At 70.2% G+C, this 18,349-nt stretch carries 19 protein-coding genes; 6 read left to right on the top strand and 13 right to left on the bottom strand.

Translation table 11 applies throughout. The annotated features are described in order from the left end of the window. Positions 1-422: 422 nt before the first annotated feature. The 5 genes from ABD156_RS08285 to lipA form a co-directional block, all read right to left on the bottom strand. Entirely contained in the window at positions 423-596 is a 174-nt protein-coding gene (locus ABD156_RS08285; protein WP_344268454.1) for a hypothetical protein, read from the bottom strand. Positions 597-814: 218 nt separating this feature from the next. Further along, the gene (locus tag ABD156_RS08280) at positions 815-2,014 is read right to left on the bottom strand and encodes an Ig-like domain-containing protein (protein WP_344268452.1); all 1,200 of its coding nucleotides are present in this window, start codon (positions 2,012-2,014) and stop codon (positions 815-817) included. A 135-nt stretch (positions 2,015-2,149) separates the two neighbouring features. After that, on the bottom strand, positions 2,150-3,019 hold the full coding sequence (locus tag ABD156_RS08275) for a patatin-like phospholipase family protein (protein ID WP_344268450.1): 870 nt from the start codon (positions 3,017-3,019) through the stop codon (positions 2,150-2,152). A 537-nt stretch (positions 3,020-3,556) separates the two neighbouring features. Beyond that, the gene (locus ABD156_RS08270) at positions 3,557-4,225 is read right to left on the bottom strand and encodes a DedA family protein (RefSeq protein ID WP_344268447.1); all 669 of its coding nucleotides are present in this window, start codon (positions 4,223-4,225) and stop codon (positions 3,557-3,559) included. Between the two features lie 93 nt (positions 4,226-4,318). After that, positions 4,319-5,320: a lipoyl synthase gene (gene lipA / locus ABD156_RS08265; protein WP_344268444.1), complete on the bottom strand. Its 1,002-nt coding sequence runs from the start codon at positions 5,318-5,320 to the stop codon at positions 4,319-4,321. A gap of 127 nt (positions 5,321-5,447) precedes the next feature. On the opposite strand from lipA, the gene ABD156_RS08260 reads away from it, so the two are divergent. Genes ABD156_RS08260 through ABD156_RS08245 form a run of 4 tightly spaced genes read left to right on the top strand, consistent with a single transcriptional unit; the run spans position 5,448 to position 9,307 of the window. After that, a complete protein-coding gene (locus tag ABD156_RS08260; RefSeq protein WP_344268441.1) occupies positions 5,448-6,356 on the top strand; it encodes an ABC transporter ATP-binding protein in 909 nt (302 codons plus the stop codon). After that, positions 6,353-7,126, top strand: a complete 774-nt coding sequence (locus ABD156_RS08255) for an ABC transporter permease (RefSeq protein WP_344268438.1) — start codon at positions 6,353-6,355, stop codon at positions 7,124-7,126. Before ABD156_RS08260 ends, ABD156_RS08255 begins: the two co-directional genes overlap by 4 nt. A 34-nt stretch (positions 7,127-7,160) precedes the next feature. After that, positions 7,161-7,856 (top strand): response regulator transcription factor, encoded by a 696-nt coding sequence (locus tag ABD156_RS08250; protein WP_344268579.1) that lies wholly within the window; start codon positions 7,161-7,163, stop codon positions 7,854-7,856. Further along, a complete protein-coding gene (locus tag ABD156_RS08245) occupies positions 7,853-9,307 on the top strand; it encodes a sensor histidine kinase (protein WP_344268435.1) in 1,455 nt (484 codons plus the stop codon). Before ABD156_RS08250 ends, ABD156_RS08245 begins: the two co-directional genes overlap by 4 nt. Here ABD156_RS08245 and ABD156_RS08240 read toward each other — a convergent pair. Further along, positions 9,288-10,232, bottom strand: a complete 945-nt coding sequence (locus tag ABD156_RS08240) for an oxidoreductase (RefSeq protein ID WP_344268432.1) — start codon at positions 10,230-10,232, stop codon at positions 9,288-9,290. The two genes, ABD156_RS08245 and ABD156_RS08240, sit on opposite strands and share 20 nt — an antisense overlap. 19 nt (positions 10,233-10,251) lie before the next feature. Further along, positions 10,252-10,773 carry a hypothetical protein gene (locus ABD156_RS08235; protein ID WP_344268429.1) on the bottom strand — a complete coding sequence of 174 codons (522 nt, stop codon included), beginning with the start codon at positions 10,771-10,773 and terminating at the stop codon, positions 10,252-10,254. A gap of 133 nt (positions 10,774-10,906) precedes the next feature. On the opposite strand from ABD156_RS08235, the gene ABD156_RS08230 reads away from it, so the two are divergent. Beyond that, the gene (locus ABD156_RS08230) at positions 10,907-11,527 is read left to right on the top strand and encodes a TetR/AcrR family transcriptional regulator (protein WP_344268426.1); all 621 of its coding nucleotides are present in this window, start codon (positions 10,907-10,909) and stop codon (positions 11,525-11,527) included. 25 nt (positions 11,528-11,552) lie between these two features. Then, positions 11,553-12,488 carry an LLM class F420-dependent oxidoreductase gene (locus tag ABD156_RS08225; RefSeq protein ID WP_344268423.1) on the top strand — a complete coding sequence of 312 codons (936 nt, stop codon included), beginning with the start codon at positions 11,553-11,555 and terminating at the stop codon, positions 12,486-12,488. Between the two features lie 72 nt (positions 12,489-12,560). Here the strand turns inward: ABD156_RS08225 and lipB are convergent, their stop codons facing one another. From lipB to sucB, 6 genes are all read right to left on the bottom strand, one after another. Further along, positions 12,561-13,304 carry a lipoyl(octanoyl) transferase LipB gene (gene lipB / locus ABD156_RS08220; RefSeq protein ID WP_344268420.1) on the bottom strand — a complete coding sequence of 248 codons (744 nt, stop codon included), beginning with the start codon at positions 13,302-13,304 and terminating at the stop codon, positions 12,561-12,563. After that, positions 13,301-13,930 carry a phosphatase PAP2 family protein gene (locus tag ABD156_RS08215; protein ID WP_344268417.1) on the bottom strand — a complete coding sequence of 210 codons (630 nt, stop codon included), beginning with the start codon at positions 13,928-13,930 and terminating at the stop codon, positions 13,301-13,303. The genes lipB and ABD156_RS08215 overlap by 4 nt, the downstream gene beginning before the upstream one ends. Further along, the gene (locus ABD156_RS08210) at positions 13,927-14,805 is read right to left on the bottom strand and encodes a TIGR01777 family oxidoreductase (protein WP_344268414.1); all 879 of its coding nucleotides are present in this window, start codon (positions 14,803-14,805) and stop codon (positions 13,927-13,929) included. Before ABD156_RS08210 ends, ABD156_RS08215 begins: the two co-directional genes overlap by 4 nt. Positions 14,806-14,820: 15 nt before the next feature. After that, positions 14,821-15,306: an ArsR/SmtB family transcription factor gene (locus ABD156_RS08205; protein ID WP_344268411.1), complete on the bottom strand. Its 486-nt coding sequence runs from the start codon at positions 15,304-15,306 to the stop codon at positions 14,821-14,823. Positions 15,307-15,311: 5 nt separating this feature from the next. Beyond that, on the bottom strand, positions 15,312-16,418 hold the full coding sequence (locus tag ABD156_RS08200; protein ID WP_344268409.1) for a serine hydrolase: 1,107 nt from the start codon (positions 16,416-16,418) through the stop codon (positions 15,312-15,314). Between the two features lie 110 nt (positions 16,419-16,528). Next, a complete protein-coding gene (gene sucB / locus ABD156_RS08195) occupies positions 16,529-18,319 on the bottom strand; it encodes a 2-oxoglutarate dehydrogenase, E2 component, dihydrolipoamide succinyltransferase (protein ID WP_344268406.1) in 1,791 nt (596 codons plus the stop codon). Positions 18,320-18,349 lie beyond the last annotated feature (30 nt).

Genomic DNA, 18,349 nt, shown 5'->3' with positions numbered 1-18,349 from the left:
GCCGAACTTAACCAAACAGTCTGGGCCCCGGTCGAGAACCCGCAGCGGTTCTCCCGGGGCCCGGACTCATTTCCGGACCTATAAAGGCCCGAACCCCCGCCGGGGTTCGGGCCTTCGTCATGTCCGAGCTATCTCTGAGGTCCTGTCGGAACTTCTCGCCGCGCCAGCGTGCTTCACGTTGCCCGCAGGCGATACAGGCCGGGTTTCCGTCAGGCGGTGGAATTGCTGCCGCGGGTGCTCCGTGTCTTGAGAAGGCGTGGGGGATGAGCCAGCAGGACCGACCGCGGAGATCTCCCTGCCATCTCGTGCAGGCGCGCCGACACGAGGGGAACGCGGCCAGTTGCCGGAAGCGGAGGCGCGCAGCGAGGGGACTCGGCCAGCATCGCCGCAACAGGGAGAGGCTGCCCGTGGCGGGCTTGTTTTCATCGCCCGAAGCCGAAGCCGAAGCCGAAGCCGAAGCCGAAGCCGAAGCCGAAGCCGAAGCCGAAGCCGAAGCCGAAGCCGAAGCCGAAGCCGAAGCCGAAGCCGAAGCCGAAGCCGAAGCCGAAGCCGAAGCGGGCGGCCAGTGCCCCAGACGGCACCGGACCGGCCGGCAAGCTGGGCCGGCTGGGGCGGCCGGGTCAGCTGGGCAGCCGAAGTCCAGGCAGCTTGGCCGCAGACCCCCGCGCCTGGTCCCGAGGCAACGCGGGCCCGACCTGATCCCGCCGATCCTGGCCTGGGCAACGAAAAAGGTGCCGGAGCACGAAGCTCCGGCACCTCTCTCTGTCGAACCGCTAAGTCGAACCGAACCCGGTCCCCGTCCTGGTCGCCGGCCTTACTGGGCCGAGCCCTTCTGCCAGTCGGTCCAGGACTTGGACCAGTCGCCGTACAGGTCCCACACCGGCAGCTGCGGGCCGCCCGAGTTGGTGACCTCTACGACGTCGCCTAGGCCGAAGTTGTTGAAGAACCACTCGGCGTTGGCGGCGTTCAGGTTGATGCAGCCGTGCGAGACGTTCGAGCTGCCCTGCTGCCCGACGCTGTTCGGGTTCTCGTGGACGAACTCTCCGTCGTTCGAGATGCGCTGCGAGAACTTCTCGTTCGAGCGGTACGCCTTCGGGTCCGGCGGGCACACGCCGTACGTGCAGGAGTCCATCGTGTAGTTCGCCTGCTTGTCCGAGATGACGTGCGGGCCGAGGTGCGTGGGCGTCGCGTCCTTGCCCATCGAGATCGGCATCGACTTCACCATCGAGCCGTTGTGGAAAATCTGCATCTGCTCGCTGTTGCCGTCGGCTTTGGCGATCCACGAATCGTGCACCTTGTACGTTTCGGTGCGATCGTCCGCTCCGTACACGCCATTTCCGAAATCGACGCCGTAAATCTTCGCGGTCACCGTGAGCGTGGTGCCCGGCTTCCAGTATTCCTTCGGCCGGTAGTGGACGTTCTTGTCGTCCATCCAATACCAGCTGCCCTCCTGCTTCGGCGACGACTCGACCGTGAGCGCCTTCTCCACGGCCGCCTTGTTCTTCACCGCGGTGCCGAAGCTGAACACGATCGGCTGGCCCACGCCGACCCCGGTGCTCTTCACCGCGCCGGGGGCCGGGATCAGGTTCGCGTTCGCCTGCTTCTTCGGCGACAGCGTGGTCACCTGGCCCTGCTGTTCGACGGATTTCCCGTCCGCGCCTTGGGCATGCGCCTTCACCTGGTAGGTGCCGCCGTAGCCGAGGACCTCGGTGGTCGTCCAGCTGAGCTTGTCCGCCGCGAACTCGCCCGCGACGGGTTTGCCTTTGGAGCTCGTGACCGTGACGTCCGTGAGCTTCCCGTTCGCCGCCTTCACGACGATGGGCGTGCTCGGGCTGATGCCGGACGCGTTGGCCGGTTCGATCGACACCGAAGCCGGTGTCGCGGTCTGGCTCGACCCGCCCGGCGCACCGGGCGTGCCAGCGTTGCTGCCGCCGTCCCCGGAGGAACAAGCGGAAAGCAGCAGGGTCGCCGCGAGAATTCCGGCAACCGGAAAAAATGTCTTCTTCGGGAACATTATGTCTCTTTTGTGAGGGTCGCGGACCGGCAGGGTTCAACTGCAAAACTACGCGATCGGAAAGACGCCCTGACCGGTGGATCGGTGCATTGGGGTGACGCGGATCACTCTCGCGATTTCGGGCCGCCGAGCGGATCAGGGACGCAGCAATCCGGGGGCTCCGTACAAGCCCGGGCCGTCGACGATGAGTTCCTTCAGATGGTCCCGCGCGGCGTGATACGCCTGCGACGCCAGATCGTCGGTGCGCGAGAAGTCCAGCGGGCTCACCTGGACCGGCGCAGGACCCGGCAGGTAGACGACCGGCACCTTCCGGGCGGCGGCCGGCGCTTCCAGCACGGCCTGATTGCGCATGCTGATCATCGCGGTGAACATCATGACCTCGGCGAACGTCCGCGGCGCGCCGGGCATTTTGCCGGGAAACGCGCAGTCCAGCACCACCAGCGACTTCGCGCCCATGCTCAGCGCCTGTCGCATCGGGACATTGGCGACCAGGCCGCCGTCGTAGAGAAGACGGTCCTCGTACGGCACCGGCGGGTAGATGCCCGGGATCGCGCAGCTCGCCAGGAGCGGTGCCTGCAGCGGGCCCGAGGTGAGCAGAACCGGCTCGGCGGTGTCGACGTCGGTAGTCACGACGCCCAGCGGCAGCGCCATGTCCTCGAACCGGCTGCCCGCGCCTAGGTGATCGTCGATGATTTTGGCGAGGCCGGTGTTGGGGAACAGGTGGGTCTTGCTGTGCCGGAGAGTCCGGACCTGGCTGAGGACGCCGCCGGGGAAGGCTTCGGCTTTGGTCATGTGCGCCCAGATGTCGCGGAGGCGCCCGAGCCGGTCGTCGCCGGGCAGGGAGAGCACCGCGGCGTTCAGCGAGCCGACGGACGTGCCGACCGCCAGATCCGGCGTGATGCCCGCTTCGTCGAGGGCTTGGAGCATGCCCACCTGCAACGCGCCGAGGCTGCCGCCCCCGCCGAGGACGAACGCGACCGGCTTCGGGAGGTCTAGTGCCTGCATACGGTCGAATCTAATTCGGGAACGGGACCTCGGGTGGGTGACTTCGGGGCTGGGGTGAGGGTTGGGTGAGTGAGGTTCGCCGCTTCTCTCGCTGACGGGCTGGGCAGGCGGTCGCGGGGTGGGTGGATGAGGAACGTGGCTCGCCTGGGCCGGGGCGGGAAGGCGTGGGTGAATGGGGCGGACGCATGCGTTGACCGGCCAGGCGGGCAGGCCGTGAGCGACGTGGATCTGCGGATGCGCCCGGCGACGGGGGCGTGGCAGCCCGGCTGGTTTCGCTCGGAAGCCGGGAGGGCGGGTGAGCTGGGCGGGCAGACGCGGTGGCCAGCCGGCTGGGTGGGCTAGTGCAGGCAGAGGCGTGCCGGGCAGCGCGGGTGGAGAAAACTCGGCTTGCACGCCCGCGCTGCGCGGCGCGGCCAGGCGGCGGAGAAAACTCGGCTTGCACGCCCGTGCTGCGCGGCGCGGCCAGGCGGCGGAGAACACTCGGCTTGCCCGCCCGCGCTGCGCGGCACGGCCAGGCAGCCCGCCGGACGCGGCGAACTAGTTGCCGGTGCGAACAGGCTCCTCCGGCTGCTCGTCCGGAGAACCCGACACGCCCAGTGCCTTCCGTTTCTTCAAGCGCAGCAAGAAGAACACCAGCACCCCCACCACGAGCGCGGCCACCACCAGGAATCCGGTGTTCATCGCGCTCTCGACCTGCTTGGCCGCCTCGCCGAGCGCCGCGCCGAGGCTGATGTGCACCAGTGACCAGCAGAACGCGCCAGCCGCGGTCGCGGGGAGGAATTTGCGGAACGGCAGGTTCGAGGCTCCCGCGGCGGCTGGCGTCAGGGTGCGCAGCACGGGCAGGAACCGGGCGAAGAACACCGCCCACGCGCCTCGGCGTTCGAGGACTCCGGTGGCTCGGTCCCAGGCGTCCAGGCCGTACTTGCGGATGAGCTTCGTCTCCCGCAGGCGCGGTCCGAACTTCCGGCCGAGGACGTAGCCGACCGAATCGCCCAGTGCCGCGCAGACGGTGACTACCGCCCACAGGGTCAGGAAGCGGGGCACGGACGTCGCCGTGGTCGCCGCGATCAGCAGGCCCGATTCGCCGGGGGCGATGAAGCCCAGGCCGATCGTGCACTCGGCGAACACGAGCCCGCCGGCTGCCGCGACGAGACCCGGTTGGGGGAGTGCTTGCAACCAGTCGAGGAGGTCCGTTACTAAAGCCACATCATCACTTTACTGATTCTTGGGAATCGGGTGCCACGTTCGGGGGACAGCAAAGGGCCCCGGTGCGTAACCGGGGCCCTTCGGTGAACGGGGTCAGCGGGAGAGCAGGCTGCTGGCTTCCTGCGCGGCCGGTCCTTCGGCGGTGAGGTGGGCCAGGTTTTCCGGCAGTTCTTCGCCGCGGTGGGCCTTGGTCTGGGCGTAGAGCCGTCCGGCGCGGTAGGACGAGCGGACCAGCGGGCCGGCCATGACACCGGGGAACCCGATGGCCTCGGCGGTTTTCGCGTGCTCGACGAACTCTTCCGGCTTGACCCAGCGGTCGACCGGGTGGTGCCGGGGCGAAGGCCGCAGGTACTGGGTGATCGTGATGATCTCGCAGCCCGCGTCGAAGAGGTCCTGCAACGCGACAGTGACCTCGTCGGGGGTTTCGCCCATCCCGAGGATCAGGTTCGACTTCGTCACCAGCCCGGCCGCGCGGGCCTGGGTGATGACGTCCAGCGAGCGGGCGTAGCGGAAGCCGGGGCGGATCCGCTTGAAGATCCGCGGCACGGTCTCCACGTTGTGCGCCAGCACCTCGGGACGGGAACCGAACACCTCAGCCAACTGGTCGGGCTCGGCGTTGAAGTCCGGGATCAGCAGTTCGACGCCGGTGCCGGGGTTCAAGGAGTGGATCTGGCGGACGGTTTCGGCGTACAGCCAGGCACCGCCGTCGGCGAGGTCGTCGCGGGCGACACCGGTGATCGTCGAGTACCGCAAACCCATGGCCTGCACCGATTCGGCGACCTTGCGGGGCTCGGTACGGTCCAGCTCAGCGGGTTTGCCCGTGTCGATCTGGCAGAAATCGCAGCGCCTAGTGCACTGGTCACCACCGATCAAGAACGTGGCCTCGCGGTCTTCCCAGCATTCGTAGATGTTCGGACAACCGGCCTCCTCACAGACGGTGTGGAGGCCTTCGCGGCGCACCAGGCCTTTGAGTTCGGTGAATTCGGGACCCATCCGCACCCGGGTCTTGATCCACGGCGGCTTCTTCTCGATCGGCGTCTCGCTGTTGCGCACCTCAAGCCGCAACAACTTCCGCCCCTCCGGTGCAGCACTCACGGGCTCCACCCTACGCCGAGGTTTTCCTGTGAACCGGGCCCGATCAACCCCCGGGACAGCCGGAACGCACAGGGTTCTCCCAGAAGCTCTCCGGATTCCCCCGGACCGTCCCGGCACGCTCGCCGGCATGACAGCGATCGAAGTACGCGGGCTCACGAAACGCTACGGGCCCGACACCGTGGTGGACGATCTTTCGTTCACCGTCGAGCCCGGGCAGGTCACCGGGTTCCTCGGGCCGAACGGAGCGGGCAAGTCCACGACGCTCAAGATGATCACCGGTCTCGCCGCGCCTTCTCGCGGTTCGGTGACGATCGGCGGGCTGCGTTATCGGGACCTGCCGGTTCCGCTCACCGAGGTCGGCGCGCTGCTCGACGCGGGTGCGGTGCACGGGGCACGCAAGGCGCGCGACCATCTGCTCGCGCTCGCGGCGAGCAATCGGCTTCCCCGGCGCCGGGTCGACGAAGTGCTCGCCCGTACCGGCTTGGAGAGCGTGGCCGGACGAAGAGCGGGCGGATTTTCGCTCGGGATGCGGCAGCGGCTCGGGCTCGCGGCCGCGCTGCTCGGCGATCCCCGGGTGCTGATTTTCGACGAACCGGTGAACGGCCTCGACCCCGAGGGCATCCGCTGGATCCGGAACTTCATGCGCTCGCTCGCCCGCGAAGGCCGTGCGGTCCTGGTGTCCAGCCATCTCATGAGCGAGATGGCGCAGACCGCCGACCATCTGGTGGTCATCGGCCGGGGAAAGCTGCTCGCCGACACCACGACCCACGAGCTGGCCGGTCAGGAGGGGACGGTGCTCGTCCGCACCTCCGATCCGGACGGGTTCACGCGGCATCTGGTAGCCGCCGGGGCCACTGTGCGGGACAGCGCCGGGCGTGCGCTGGTCGTGTCCGGTCTGACCAGCGACGAGGTCGGGAAACTGGCCGCCTACCACGGGGTCGCGCTCAGCGAGCTCACGCCGCAGCGGGCTTCGCTCGAGGACGCGTTCCTCGCGCTCACCGAGGACAGCGTCGAGTACCAGGGGGCCGCGGCATGATGCTCTCCGGAACCCTTAGGTCGGAGTGGATCAAGCTCCGCAGTCTGCAATCCACCTGGTACACCATGGGCGGCCTGTTCGTCGCCGGCATCGGCATCACCGCGCTGGCGACGGCTTCGGCGGGTGCCGAGTACGCGAAGGCGACGGCCTCGGAACGCGCGGCCTGGGACCCGACTGGCCTCAGCCTCAAGTCCTTCATCATCGCGCAGCTGATCATCGGGGTGCTGGGCGTTCTCGTCGTCACGTCGGAGTACGCGACCGGCCTGATCCAGTCGTCGCTCACGGCAACGCCGCGGCGGGCGAGGCTGCTTGCGGCGAAAGTGGTGCTCGCCGCCGCGGTCGCCGTCGTGGCCGGGCAGGTGCTGATGTTCGCCGCTTTCCTGATCGGGCAAGGGTTTCTCGCCGGACAACAGTTGCCGCACACGAGCCTCGGCGATCCCGGGGTGTTCGGTGCGGTGGCGGGCGGTGGGCTGTACCTCGCTGCGATCGCGCTGCTCGCGGTCGGCCTCGGCACGCTGATCCGGGCGACCGCGGGCGCGTTGGCCGCCCTCGTCGGGATCGTGCTGCTGGTGCCCGCGGTCGCGGGCGCCTTCCCGGACTGGATGCAGTGGCTGTTCACGTTCTGGCCGTCCAAGGGCGCGGCGGCAATCTTCTCCGTCAAGCTCGATCCGGCGTACCCGGACCCGTGGCTCAACCTCGCCGGTCTGTACGCCGGCGTGGTTGTGGTGCTGGCAGCGGCTTTTGCGGCCTTCCGGCGGCGGGACGTGTGACCGCGGTCTCCGTACGCTGGCTTCCATGGCAGTGATGACGCCCGCGCGTCTGCTGGTGGTCGACGACGAGGCGACCGTGCGGGAGCTGTTGTCCGCGGCGCTGCGGTTCGCCGGGTTCGAGGTGAGTTCCGCGGCGACCGCGGGCGAAGCGGTCGCCGCGGCCGACGGGGAGCCGCCCGACCTGGTGCTGCTCGACGTGATGCTGCCGGACGCGGACGGTTTCGAGGTCGCCCGGCGCTTGCGCGAACGGCATCGGCCCGGCCGGAGCGGGCCGGTGCCGGTGCTCTTCCTCACCGCCCGCGACCGGCAGGCGGACAAGGTCGCCGGCCTCTCGCTGGGCGCCGACGACTACGTCACCAAACCGTTCGACCTGGAGGAGCTGATCGCCCGCATCCGCGCGATCCTCCGGCGCACACAAGGACGTCAGGAGGTAGTGACGGTGGGCGAGCTGGTGCTCGACGCGGAAGGCCACCAGGTCACGCGGGCCGGGCAGCCGGTCCGCGTCTCCGCCACCGAGTTCCGGCTCTTGCGGTACCTGATGGAGAACGCCGGGCGCGTGGTGTCGAAGGCGCAGATCCTCGACCGGGTGTGGCAGTACGACTTCGGCGGCGACGCCAGCATCGTCGACACGTACATCTCCTACGTGCGGCGCAAGGTCGACACCGGCGAGCCCAAACTGATCCACACCGTGCACGGCGTCGGTTACGTGATGCGGGAACCGCGGCGATGAGGCATCCGCTGCGCCGGATGTCGTTGCGCACCCGGCTTCTGCTGATCACCGCGGGTCTGTTGCTGGCCGGGCTCACGCTGATCAGCGCCGTCGTGTCGGACAGCCTGGAGCGCTACCAGCTCGACCGGATCGACACCCAGCTGCGAGGTTTCACCGAACTGGTCGCGCGGGTGCCGGCCGGAGTTCTGCCCGCCGGCGACCCCAGGACGACGTCGCTCGATCCGGCGCTGGACCTCATCGGCGCCCCGTACGTGCTCTACCTGGACGCGAACGGCGCGGTGACCGGCGGGATCCATTCGTCGCGGCTGGCGGCGGAAACCCTGCCCTCGCCCGAGGATCTGCGGTCGCTCCCGGTGCACGGCGCGCCAGCCGACCTGCGGGCCGGTTCGGAGCGCTGGCGCGCGGTCGCGGCGCCGGCGCCGGGCGGGACTGTGATCGCGGCGGCTCCGCTCGCCGAGGCGGACGCCCTGATCTCCCGCCTGCGGCTCAGCAGCGTGCTGACCGGCTCCGCGCTGCTCGTGCTGCTGACCGGTGCCGGCTGGTTCGCGCTTCGCGGCGGATTGCGTCCGTTGCGCCGGATCGAGCACACCGCGGCGGCGATCGCCGGCGGCGACCTCAGCCGCCGGGTGCCCGGAATCGCCGCGCCAGGAACGGAAATCGGGCGCTTGGCGGTGTCGCTCAACACCATGCTCGGACAGCTGGAGCGCGCCTTCGCCGACCGGACCGCCTCCGAGGCGCGGATGCGGACGTTCGTCGCGGACGTCAGCCACGAACTGCGCACGCCGCTTTTCGGGATCAAGGGCACCGCCGAGCTGTACCGGATGGGCGCGCTCGCCGAACAGTCCGATGTGGACGAAGCCATGCACCGGATCGACCGGGAAGCGGTCCGGCTCGCCGCGCTCACCGAGGACCTGCTTTTGCTTGCCCAGCTTGACGAAGCTCCGGAAGCGCAGCTCGACCGCGCGCCGATGGACCTGCGCACGCTCGCCGGCGACGCCCGGCACTCGTTGCGCGCGCTCGACCCGTCGCGGCCGATCGAACTGACCGGCCCCGGCGGCGAGGGCATGCCCGGACCGGCTCCGGTGAACGGCGACGAGGCGCGGCTTCGGCAGGTCGTCACCAATCTCGTCGGCAACGCCGTCGCGCACACTCCGCCGGGCACCGCGGTCCGCGTCGGGGTCGGGACGGCTGGCGGCCGGGCGGTGCTGGAGGTGGCTGACGAAGGCCCGGGAATGACCGCGGCGCAAGCGAAACGGGTCTTCGACCGGTTCTACCGCGCGGACCGTTCCCGGGCCAGGACGGCAGGGGCGGACGCGGGTCTCGGGCTGGCGATCGCCCGTTCCCTGACACGGGCGCACGACGGCGAGCTCGAACTGGAGACCGCCGTGGGCGAGGGCGCGTGCTTCCGGATCGTGGTGCCGCTGCTGGAGCTCAGCGCGGATCGGGAGTGACGCCGGTCAGCTCGGCGGTCAGCTCCCACAATGTGGTCCCGGCCTCCGGATTCCGCGCCGGGGCGAGGGTCCGCACCTTCGTCGGACGGCCGCGCGCGACGAAGACCGGCCCGATGTAGTCCCCGCCTTCGATGCCAGGGGCGGTCGCGGCGTACAGTTGCGGCAGCGCGCCTCGTTCGACGCGTTGGGCCAGCAGCATTCCGCCCAGCTTGCCGACTTCCCGAAGTGCCGTGCGTACCAAGGGATTCTGGTACGAACTCGCCATGTTCGTGGTCAGGCCGGTCGCGCTGTAGCCGGGATGCGCCAGCACGCTGAGCACAGTGGAATCCGCCGCGCGGAGGCGTCGGTCCAGTTCGATGCCGAAGGTTTGGTTCGACAGTTTCGCCTGGCCGTACGCGGCCGCCGCACGGTAGGGACGGTGTTCGGCGTTCGGGTCGTCCAGGTGCAGGTGCGCGCCGAAGGCGGCGACGCTGGACAGCGTGACGACGCGGCCGGCCGGTGCGCCGCGCAGGGCGGGCATCAGCAGCCAGGTCAGCGCGGCGTGTCCGAGGTGGTTCGTGCCGAATTGCAGCTCGAAACCGTCCGCGGTGCGGCCTTGCGCGGTGGCCATGACGCCGGCGTTGTTCATCAGCACGTCCAGCGCGTCGCCGGTGAGTTCGCGCGCCGCCGCGGCGGCATTCCGGACGGACGCCAAGTCGGCGAGGTCCACGCGGACGAGTTCAGGTTTGGCGCCCGAAGCCGCGGCGCGGACCTGGTTGAGCGCGGATTCGCCGCGTTCCGGCGAGCGGCAGCCGAGCAGCACACGGGCGCCGTGTGCGGCGAGGACTTCCGCCGAACGCAGGCCGAGGCCGGAATTCGCTCCGGTGATCAGGACGGTCCGGCCGCTCTGGTCGGGAATCCGGGCCTCGGTCCAGCGTTCGTTCATCGGGTCAGCTAACTACACGTCAGGCGCTCGGCGCGAGCAGACGCATCAGATGCCCGACCGGGCCGCGCCTGCGGACCGGGCCGGCGTCTCCGGCGCGCAGCAGCGCGTCGAGCGTGCGCCCGACCTTGACGATCTCGTCGGCCGGTTCGCCAGGCTCGGCGAGACCGGCGGTGAGCGCCAGCGTGTGCAATTCGATGCGGTGCAGCGGTTCCAGCGCTGGGCAGCGCTCCAAGGCGCCGTCCAGCACGGTGCGGAGGTCTTCGTGGTCGTGCTGCGCCTGCCGCCACGCGCGGGTGACGGCGTCGACCTGGTCGCCGGGCAGATCCGCCTCGTCGGGATCGGCGAACTCGGCCCGCAGGTAGCCGCTGAGCAGCTGCGTCCACTTGTACTGCAGTGCCAGCAGCAGGTTCTCTTCGGTGCCGAACTCTTCGGCGGCACCCGGGATTTCGGCCAGCGAAAGCGGCGCTTGCGGTGCGCGCCTCGCCTGGCGGACAGCGGCATCGAGGATCTCTCGCCGCCGGTAGAAGTCGGTCCAGCTCATGGTTGTGGCTCCCCTTCCGTGACCCGGGTCATACTGCCGGTCTGCGGCATACTCCCGGTACGGACCTGACGCAGCCAACATACCACGGGTATGGTCCGCCAGGCCCCGGCGTAAGGTTGTGAGCGTGCCGACAATGAGGTCCAGACGACTCGACTACTCCGAGTCGACCCGCTCCGCCCTGGTCGACAGCGCGGTCGAACTGTTCACCAAACGCGGGTACGCGGGTACCTCGCTCGACGAGGTCGCCAAACGCGCCCGGGTCACGAAAGGCGCGCTGTACCACCATTTCAGCGGGAAGCAGGCGCTCTTCGAGGCCGCGTTCGAACAGGTCGAAAGCCTGGTCTACGACCGGCTGCAGAAGATCATGACCGGCGACGGCGAGCCGTGGGAGCGCGCGATGGGCGGGCTGCAGGCGTTCATCCGCAGCTGCCTCGACCCCTCCTACCAGCGGATCGCCATCCACGAGGGACCGGTCGTGATGGGCTGGGAGCGCTGGCGCGAGGCCGAGGAGCAGTCCAGCTTCGGGCTCGTGCGGTCCGGGCTTCAGCTGCTCGTGGACGCGGGCGAGGTGGAGCCGGTGCCGGTCGACCTGACCGCGCGGCTGTTGTTCGGCGCGTTGTCGAGCGCGGCCACCGAGATCGCCGGCGCGGCCGACCCGAAGAAGGTCGGGGCCGAGATCGAGGACGTCATCATGCGGATGCTGTTCCGGCTGCGCCGTCCGGCAGGCGACCAGGAGCGGCCCGCCGCAGGCTGATCGTTTCGCCGTTAGGCTGGCGGACATGGACTTGAGGATCTTCACCGAACCCCAGCAGGGGGCGAGCTACGACGACCTGCTGCGGGTCGCGCGGACCACTGAGGCCGCGGGCTACGACGCGTTCTTCCGCAGCGACCACTACCTCAAGATGGGCAGCGCGGACGGCCTTCCGGGGCCGACCGACGCGTGGATCACCCTCGCCGGCCTCGCCCGCGAGACCGAGCGGGTCCGGCTCGGCACGCTCGTCACCGCGGCCACCTTCCGCCACCCCGGCCCGCTCGCGATCTCGGTCGCGCAGGTGGACCAGATGTCCGGCGGGCGCGTGGAATTCGGCATCGGCACCGGCTGGTACGACGACGAGCACACCGCCTACGGCCTCACCCTGCCGCCGCTCAAGGAGCGCTTCGACCGCTACGCCGAGCAGCTCGCGGTGATCACCGGCCTGTGGAAGACCCCGGCGGGGGAGAAGTTCTCCTACTCCGGCGACTACTACACGCTCGCCGACTCGCCCGCGCTGCCGAAGCCCGCGCAGTCGCCCGCACCGCCGGTGATCATCGGCGGCGGCGGCAAGAAGCGCACCCCGGCGCTGGCCGCGCAGTACGCTGACGAGTTCAACCTGCCGTTCGTGGACGCCGAAACCGCGCTCGCGCAGTTCGAGCGCGTGGACGCGGCGGCGGAGGCGATCGGCCGCAACCCCAAGGAAATCCTGCGTTCGGTCGCGCTCGTGCTCGCGGCGGGCCGGGACGAGGCCGAGGTCGCGCGCCGGGCGTCCGCGATCGGCCGGGAGACCGACGAGCTGCGGGCCAACGGCCTTGCCGGGACCGCGGCGGAGATCGTGGACCGGATCGGGCAGTGGCGGGAGAAGACCGGGATCACCCGGCTGTACCTGCAGGTGCTCGACCTGTCCGACCTCGACCACATCGAGTTCGTGGCCAGCGAGGTCGCGCCTCAGCTGGACTGAGCCCCGAAAAGCCGTGAAGGACTCCTTGAGGGAATCAGATTCCCTCAAGGAGTCCTTCACGGACAGCTGGGGTCAGTTTTGCAGGGCGAAGGTGACGCCGGGGGCCTTCGGGGCCTCCGGACGCGGCAGCCAGCGGTCGTCGCTCACCGGCAGTTCGCCTTCGAGCGCGGCCAGCACCAGTTCCTTCGCCAGCGGCAGCACCTCGGCGACCGGGACGTCGCGCTGCAGCTCGTACGACAGCGAGGTGACGCCCGCGTCGCGGATGCCGCACGGCACGATGTTGTCGAACGCGGCGAGGTCGGCGTTGCAGTTCAGCTCGAACCCGTGCATCGTCACGCCGCGCTGGACGCGGATGCCGATCGCGGCGATCTTGCGCTCGATGCCGCGTTCGTCGGCCGGGATCCACACGCCGCTGCGGCCCTCGACGCGGCCGGTGCGCACGCCGAACCGGTCGCACACCGCGATCAGCGCTTCTTCCAGGCGCCGCACGTAGTGCATGACGTCGATCGGGTCGGCGAGCTTCAGGATCGGGTAGCCGACCAGCTGGCCGGGGCCGTGCCAGGTGATCTTGCCGCCGCGGTCGACGTCGATCACCGGGGTGCCGTCGGACGGCCGGTCCTCGGGTTCGGTGCGCTTGCCCGCGGTGTAGACCGACGGGTGCTCCAGCAGCAGCATGGTGTCCGGCCCGGTCTCGTCCGCGCGGGCGGCGAGGATCTCCCGCTGCAGGTCCCAGGCCTCGGTGTAGTCGATCGTCCCGACCTCGCGCACGACCAGGGGTTCGGCGGCGATGCGACAGCTTGCGCTCGAAGAACTCACCCGTCGAGGCTACGCCTTCCGCCCGCCGGAAAGGGGATCAGCCGGAGTGCGGTCGCTGACACCAGCCCCACGCCGAGCACAGCGAGCACGGCCCCGACGGTGTCGGTCACCCAGTGCACGCCGAGCACGATCCGGCAGGCCGCGGCCAGCACGGTCGCCGCGGCGGAAATCCAGATCGCCCACCGCGCGAGCCGCGGCCGGAGCCAGGCGCAGAGCAGGACCACGACCAGGCCGGTCGTCGCGACGGAAACGACGTGGCCGCTGGGGTAGCTCAGATCCGGGTACACGCGTGGCCGCTGCCGCTGGAACACCGGCTTGAACGCCAGGCTGGTCAGCCGGCAGAGCAGAAGGACCACGGCAAGCCGCACGCACAGCGAGAACTGCGACCGGTCCCGCAGCACGATCGCCAGCAGCACCACACCGAGCACGTACGGCAGAACTGGGCCGAGGACGTTCGTCACCACGCCCGCGATCTGCCCGGCCGGGCGGGTGTCCTGTCCCTGCAAGGCCAGAGCGACCTCGACGTCGAGCTGCAGCGGCTGCCGGTCCACCAGGAATCCCAGCCAGAGGAAGGCCGCGAACAGCACCACCCCGGTGACGATCCACCGGACGCGCGGCATCGTCACGTCGCCGCGGCGAGCGCGCTGTCGACGGTGCGGTGCCGGAATTCGTAACCGCTCGCCTCGAGCTTCCGGGGCACTGCGCGCTGCCCGTACAACGCCATCTCTTCGGCGGCCTGGCCGAGGGCGATCTTCATCGCGATTTCCGGCACCCACCACGGCGCGGGCCGCTGCACGGCGTGGCCGAGGGCGTGGGTGAACTCGGCGTTGGTGACCGGGATCGGGCCGGTGAGGTTAACCGGGCCGGACAGCGAGTCGTGCTCCAGGATGTGCACGAGGGCACCGATTTCGTCGTCCAGCGCGATCCACGGCATGTACTGGCTGCCGTCGCCGAGCCGTCCGCCGAGCGCGAAGCGGAAGAGCGGACGCAGCACGTCGAGCAGGCCGCCTTGCCGCGCGAGGACGAGACCGGTGCGGATCGAGACCACCCGGGCATTCGTCGCCGCGGCGGTCGCGGCCTCCCATTCGGTGCACATTTCGGCGAGGAAACCGTTGCCCGCCTTGGTGTTCTCATCGACCACAGTGGACCCGGAGTTGCCGTAGTAGCCGACGGCCGAGGCGTTCACCAGCACGCCGATGCCGTGTTCGGCCACCGCTTCGGCGAGCACTTCGGTCGGCTCCACGCGGCTGTCGAGTAGCTGCTGTTTGCGCATTCCGCTCCAGCGGCCGGGCAACAGCGGTGCGCCGCACAGGTTCACCACCGCGTCGATGCCGTCGAACGCGCCGTCGTCGATCCTTCCCGACGGCGGGTCCCAGCCGCTCTCGTCGGAAGCCTGCGCGGTGCGCCGCACCAGCCGGCGCACTTCGTGCCCGGATTCGCGCAGCCGTCCGGTCAATGCGGTGCCGAGGAGACCGCCGGAGCCCGCGATGAGTACCCGCATGCCTCTGATCGTGTCCTATCGGCCGGGCTCGTGCACACCCGGGCGGAGCTGACCGGCGACGTCGGCGGCGGCGGTCAGCAGGACCAGCGCGGGAATCGCGGCGGTCGGCTTGAGCCGGTAGCTGCCGCGCCGGTCCTGCTCGACCAGCCCGGCCGCGGTGAGCGCCTTGAGGTGGTGATAAAGCCGCCCCGGCGAGCTGAGTTCGGCCGCTTCCTGCAGCGCGGCACCGGTTTGCGCGCCGTCGCGGGCGAGCAGCCGGACGAGCGCGATCCGGTCGGTGTTCGCGAGCGCGGCGAGCACCTCGGCGCGCGGCCCGTCCGGCAGCGAGAGGACCGCGGGCGTGGTGAGCCGGATTTCCCAGCGCAGCTCGGGATCGCTCAATTCACCCTGATAGCCCACGATCCCCTGCGGACCGCTCTGGACGGATTCGGCGGGCCGCCCCTCCAATGCGGCCATCCGGCGTTCGAGCGCCGCGACGCGCTCGGCGAGGTCTTCGGTCATGCGGGTCAGTGTCCCAGCGCGCGCTCCAGTGCGGAGAAGGTGTCCGGGAGGTACAGCGCGTCGACGCACAGCTGAATCAGCACTTGGGCGTACTGGAGATCTTCCGGGGTGCAGTTCTTCAGGAAGATCGTGCTGGTGCCGGGACGGCGGTCCGGCCACAGCACGTCGAACCCGAGAACGAGGAATCCTGGAAGGTTTCCGCCCTTGTACAGCAAGGCTTTCGAGCCTGAAGGCTTCTTCGTGATGGGCACGTCGAGGAGTTGCTGGGCGAGGACGGCCGCTCGATCGCGGCTCGTGGCGATTTCGTGGTGCAGTCCGAACAACTGCGCGGCGCTGCCCTGTCCGGTCGCGGCCGACCACGCCATGATCGCTTCCGCGGAGGGCGGCTTCTCGGCGGCGCGGGGGAGTACCTGGGCCCGGAACGACGGGTCGCACGCGAACCGGTCCGAAAGCGCGTCTCCCGCTGCTCGGCGGACCTCGACCGGGCTGCCCGGCGGCGGGCAGTACTCGGGGAAATACAGCAGCAACACCTCGCCGCCGAACATCCGGACGTCCGGCATCCGCCAGCCCCCGCGGGCCGCGGCTTCCCGCAGCGCGCGGTCGCCGAGCCGGGAGCGCAGGTAGTCGGCCGCGGAGTTGTCGCTGACCAAGATCATCGTCTGCGCGATGCTCCGCAGCGGCACGCGCTGATCCGGGTCTTTCGCGACGCCGTACTCGTCGCACGGGATTCCCAGGTAGGTCAACGCGTTCCGGTGGTTTCCATGGCCGACCGGGCCGTCGCCGATGTACGGATGCCGCGCGCCCCAATCGCCGACGCGCACCTGTTCGGCCGGATCGAGCCGTCCCCGCGCGACCGCGGTCGTGTAGGCGAGCAGATGCACCACCTTGATCGCGGACGCGACGGTGAGCGATCGGTCCGGGAGATGGCTGAACCGGCGGCCCGTGCCGTCGGCGAAAACCGCCGACACGTCGCCTCGGCGCGCCGCGAGCCGGGCGAGCCAGCCTTCGGGAGTGGATTGGTCCGGGGGGTCGGCCAGCGCGAGCGAGGGCAGAACGAAAGTGGCGGCCCCCGCTGCTGCGACCGACGTGAGCAAGCTTCGTCGAGTGAGCATGCCGTCAGCTTACTCCGATATTCCGGAATTTCGGATAAGCCGAAAGTCGGAAAACGCGAAGGCCCCGCACCCGGGCGGGTGCGGGGCCTTCGGCCGAGGGGGCTACCGGATCAGAGACCCAGTTCGTCCTCGAAGTTGCCCTCTTCCAGCCGCTGCTTGATCGTGGTCAGGAAGCGGCCGGCGTCCGCGCCGTCGACCAGGCGGTGGTCGTAGGTCAGCGGCAGGTACGCCATCGAGCGGACCGCGATGGTGTCGTTGCCCTCGGCGTCGGCCACGACGACCGGGCGCTTCACCACGGCGCCGGTGCCGAGCATGCCGGACTGCGGCTGCACGATGATCGGCGTGTCGAACAGGGCCCCGTTGGAGCCGATGTTCGTGACGGTGAAGGTGCCGCCGATCAGCTCGTCCGGCTTGATCTTGTTGGCCCGGGCCCGCGCCGCCAGGTCGGCGATGCGGTGCGCGAGACCGGCGAGGCTCAGCTCGCCCGCGTCGTGGATCACGACCGAGAGCAGGCCGCGCTCGGTGTCCACCGCGATGCCCAGGTGCACGGCGCCGTGGTAGGTGATCTCCTTGGTGTCCTCGTCGTAGGACGCGTTGACGTTCGGGTGCTGCTTGAGCGCCTCGACCGTCGCCTTGGCGAAGAACGGCAGGAACGTGAGGTTGACGCCCTCGCGCTCCTTGAACGCCGCCTTCGCGCGCTGGCGCAGCTTGGCGATCTTGGTGACGTCCACCTCGTGCACCTGCGTGAGCTGCGCGGAGACCTGCAGCGACTCGCGGGTCTTGGTGGCGGTGATCTGCCGGATCCGGCTCGCCTTCTGCACGGTGCCGCGCAGGGCGGCGACCTCCGGCGAGACCGCGGCGGCGCGCGGCGCGGACGGAGCAGCGGCGGCGGCCGGGGCGGACGGGGCCGCGGCAGTGTTGTCCTTCGGGGCCGGAGCCGCCTTCTGCTTGGCCTCGGCCGCGGCGAGCACGTCCTGCTTGCGGATGCGGCCGCCGACTCCGCTGCCGGTCAGCGACGCGAGGTCGATGCCGTGCTCGGAGGCGAGCTTGCGCACCAGCGGCGTGACGTACGGGCCGTCCGCGGATTCCGCCGGGGCCTGCGCGGCCGGAGCCGGAGCTGCCGGGGCCTGGGCCGCGGGAGCCGGAGCGGCGGGCGCGGGGGCCGGGGCGGCCGGAGCCGGGGCGGGCTTGCTTTCCTGCACCGGAGCCGGAGCTGGCTTGGACTCCTGCGCCGGAGCCGGAGCCGGGGCTGCCGGAGCCGCGGCAGGGGCGGCGTTCGCGTCGCCGATGACCGCGAGCACTCCGCCGACCTCGACGGTCTCGTCCTCGCCCGCGCGGATCTCCAGCACGGTGCCGGCGACCGGCGACGGGACCTCGGTGTCGACCTTGTCGGTGGAGATCTCGAGCAGCGGCTCGTCGACCTCGACGGACTCGCCGACCTGCTTCAGCCAGCGGGTGACGGTGCCCTCGGTGACGCTCTCGCCCAGTTCGGGCAGCTTCACCTCGGTGCCCGAACCGCCCGCGGCCGGAGCGGTGTCCGGCTGCGACGGGGCGGACTCGGCCGGGGCGGACGCCGCGGCGGGAGCAGGGGCTTCCTGCTGCTGCGGGGCGGGCTCCGGCTCGGCCTGCTGGGCGGGCGCGGAGGACTCGGGCACGCCGCCGGTGCCGTCGTCGATCACCGCCAGCTCGCCGCCGACCTCGACGGTGTCGTCTTCCTTGGCGCTGATCTTGACGACCGTGCCTGCCACCGGCGACGGTACTTCGGTGTCGACCTTGTCGGTCGAGATCTCGAGCAACGGCTCGTCGACCTCGACCGTGTCGCCCTCCTGCTTCAACCACCGGGTGACGGTGCCCTCGGTGACGCTCTCGCCGAGCTCCGGCAGCGTGACGGAGTAGGCCATTGTTCGCTGGCTCCCTTGATCGCTAAGACG

This window comes from Amycolatopsis albidoflavus, assembly GCF_039525725.1.
Classification (GTDB): Bacteria; Actinomycetota; Actinomycetes; order Mycobacteriales; family Pseudonocardiaceae; genus Amycolatopsis; species Amycolatopsis albidoflava.
Note: the sequence above shows the minus strand (reverse complement) of the source record. Positions and strands in the feature narration are given on the sequence as shown.

What these genes read in the sequence shown, in the direction of transcription:
- ABD156_RS08280 (WP_344268452.1), bottom strand. Translation starts at nt 2,014, where the DNA reads ATGTTCCCGAAGAAGACATTTTTTCCGGTTGCCGGAATTCTCGCGGCG.
- ABD156_RS08275 (WP_344268450.1), bottom strand. Translation starts at nt 3,019, where the DNA reads ATGCAGGCACTAGACCTCCCGAAGCCGGTCGCGTTCGTCCTCGGCGGG.
- ABD156_RS08260 (WP_344268441.1), top strand. Translation starts at nt 5,448, where the DNA reads ATGACAGCGATCGAAGTACGCGGGCTCACGAAACGCTACGGGCCCGAC.
- ABD156_RS08255 (WP_344268438.1), top strand. Translation starts at nt 6,353, where the DNA reads ATGATGCTCTCCGGAACCCTTAGGTCGGAGTGGATCAAGCTCCGCAGT.
- ABD156_RS08250 (WP_344268579.1), top strand. Translation starts at nt 7,161, where the DNA reads ATGACGCCCGCGCGTCTGCTGGTGGTCGACGACGAGGCGACCGTGCGG.
- ABD156_RS08245 (WP_344268435.1), top strand. Translation starts at nt 7,853, where the DNA reads ATGAGGCATCCGCTGCGCCGGATGTCGTTGCGCACCCGGCTTCTGCTG.
- ABD156_RS08240 (WP_344268432.1), bottom strand. Translation starts at nt 10,232, where the DNA reads ATGAACGAACGCTGGACCGAGGCCCGGATTCCCGACCAGAGCGGCCGG.
- ABD156_RS08235 (WP_344268429.1), bottom strand. Translation starts at nt 10,773, where the DNA reads ATGAGCTGGACCGACTTCTACCGGCGGCGAGAGATCCTCGATGCCGCT.
- ABD156_RS08230 (WP_344268426.1), top strand. Translation starts at nt 10,907, where the DNA reads ATGAGGTCCAGACGACTCGACTACTCCGAGTCGACCCGCTCCGCCCTG.
- ABD156_RS08225 (WP_344268423.1), top strand. Translation starts at nt 11,553, where the DNA reads ATGGACTTGAGGATCTTCACCGAACCCCAGCAGGGGGCGAGCTACGAC.
- ABD156_RS08210 (WP_344268414.1), bottom strand. Translation starts at nt 14,805, where the DNA reads ATGCGGGTACTCATCGCGGGCTCCGGCGGTCTCCTCGGCACCGCATTG.
- ABD156_RS08205 (WP_344268411.1), bottom strand. Translation starts at nt 15,306, where the DNA reads ATGACCGAAGACCTCGCCGAGCGCGTCGCGGCGCTCGAACGCCGGATG.
- ABD156_RS08200 (WP_344268409.1), bottom strand. Translation starts at nt 16,418, where the DNA reads ATGCTCACTCGACGAAGCTTGCTCACGTCGGTCGCAGCAGCGGGGGCC.
- sucB (WP_344268406.1), bottom strand. Translation starts at nt 18,319, where the DNA reads ATGGCCTACTCCGTCACGCTGCCGGAGCTCGGCGAGAGCGTCACCGAG.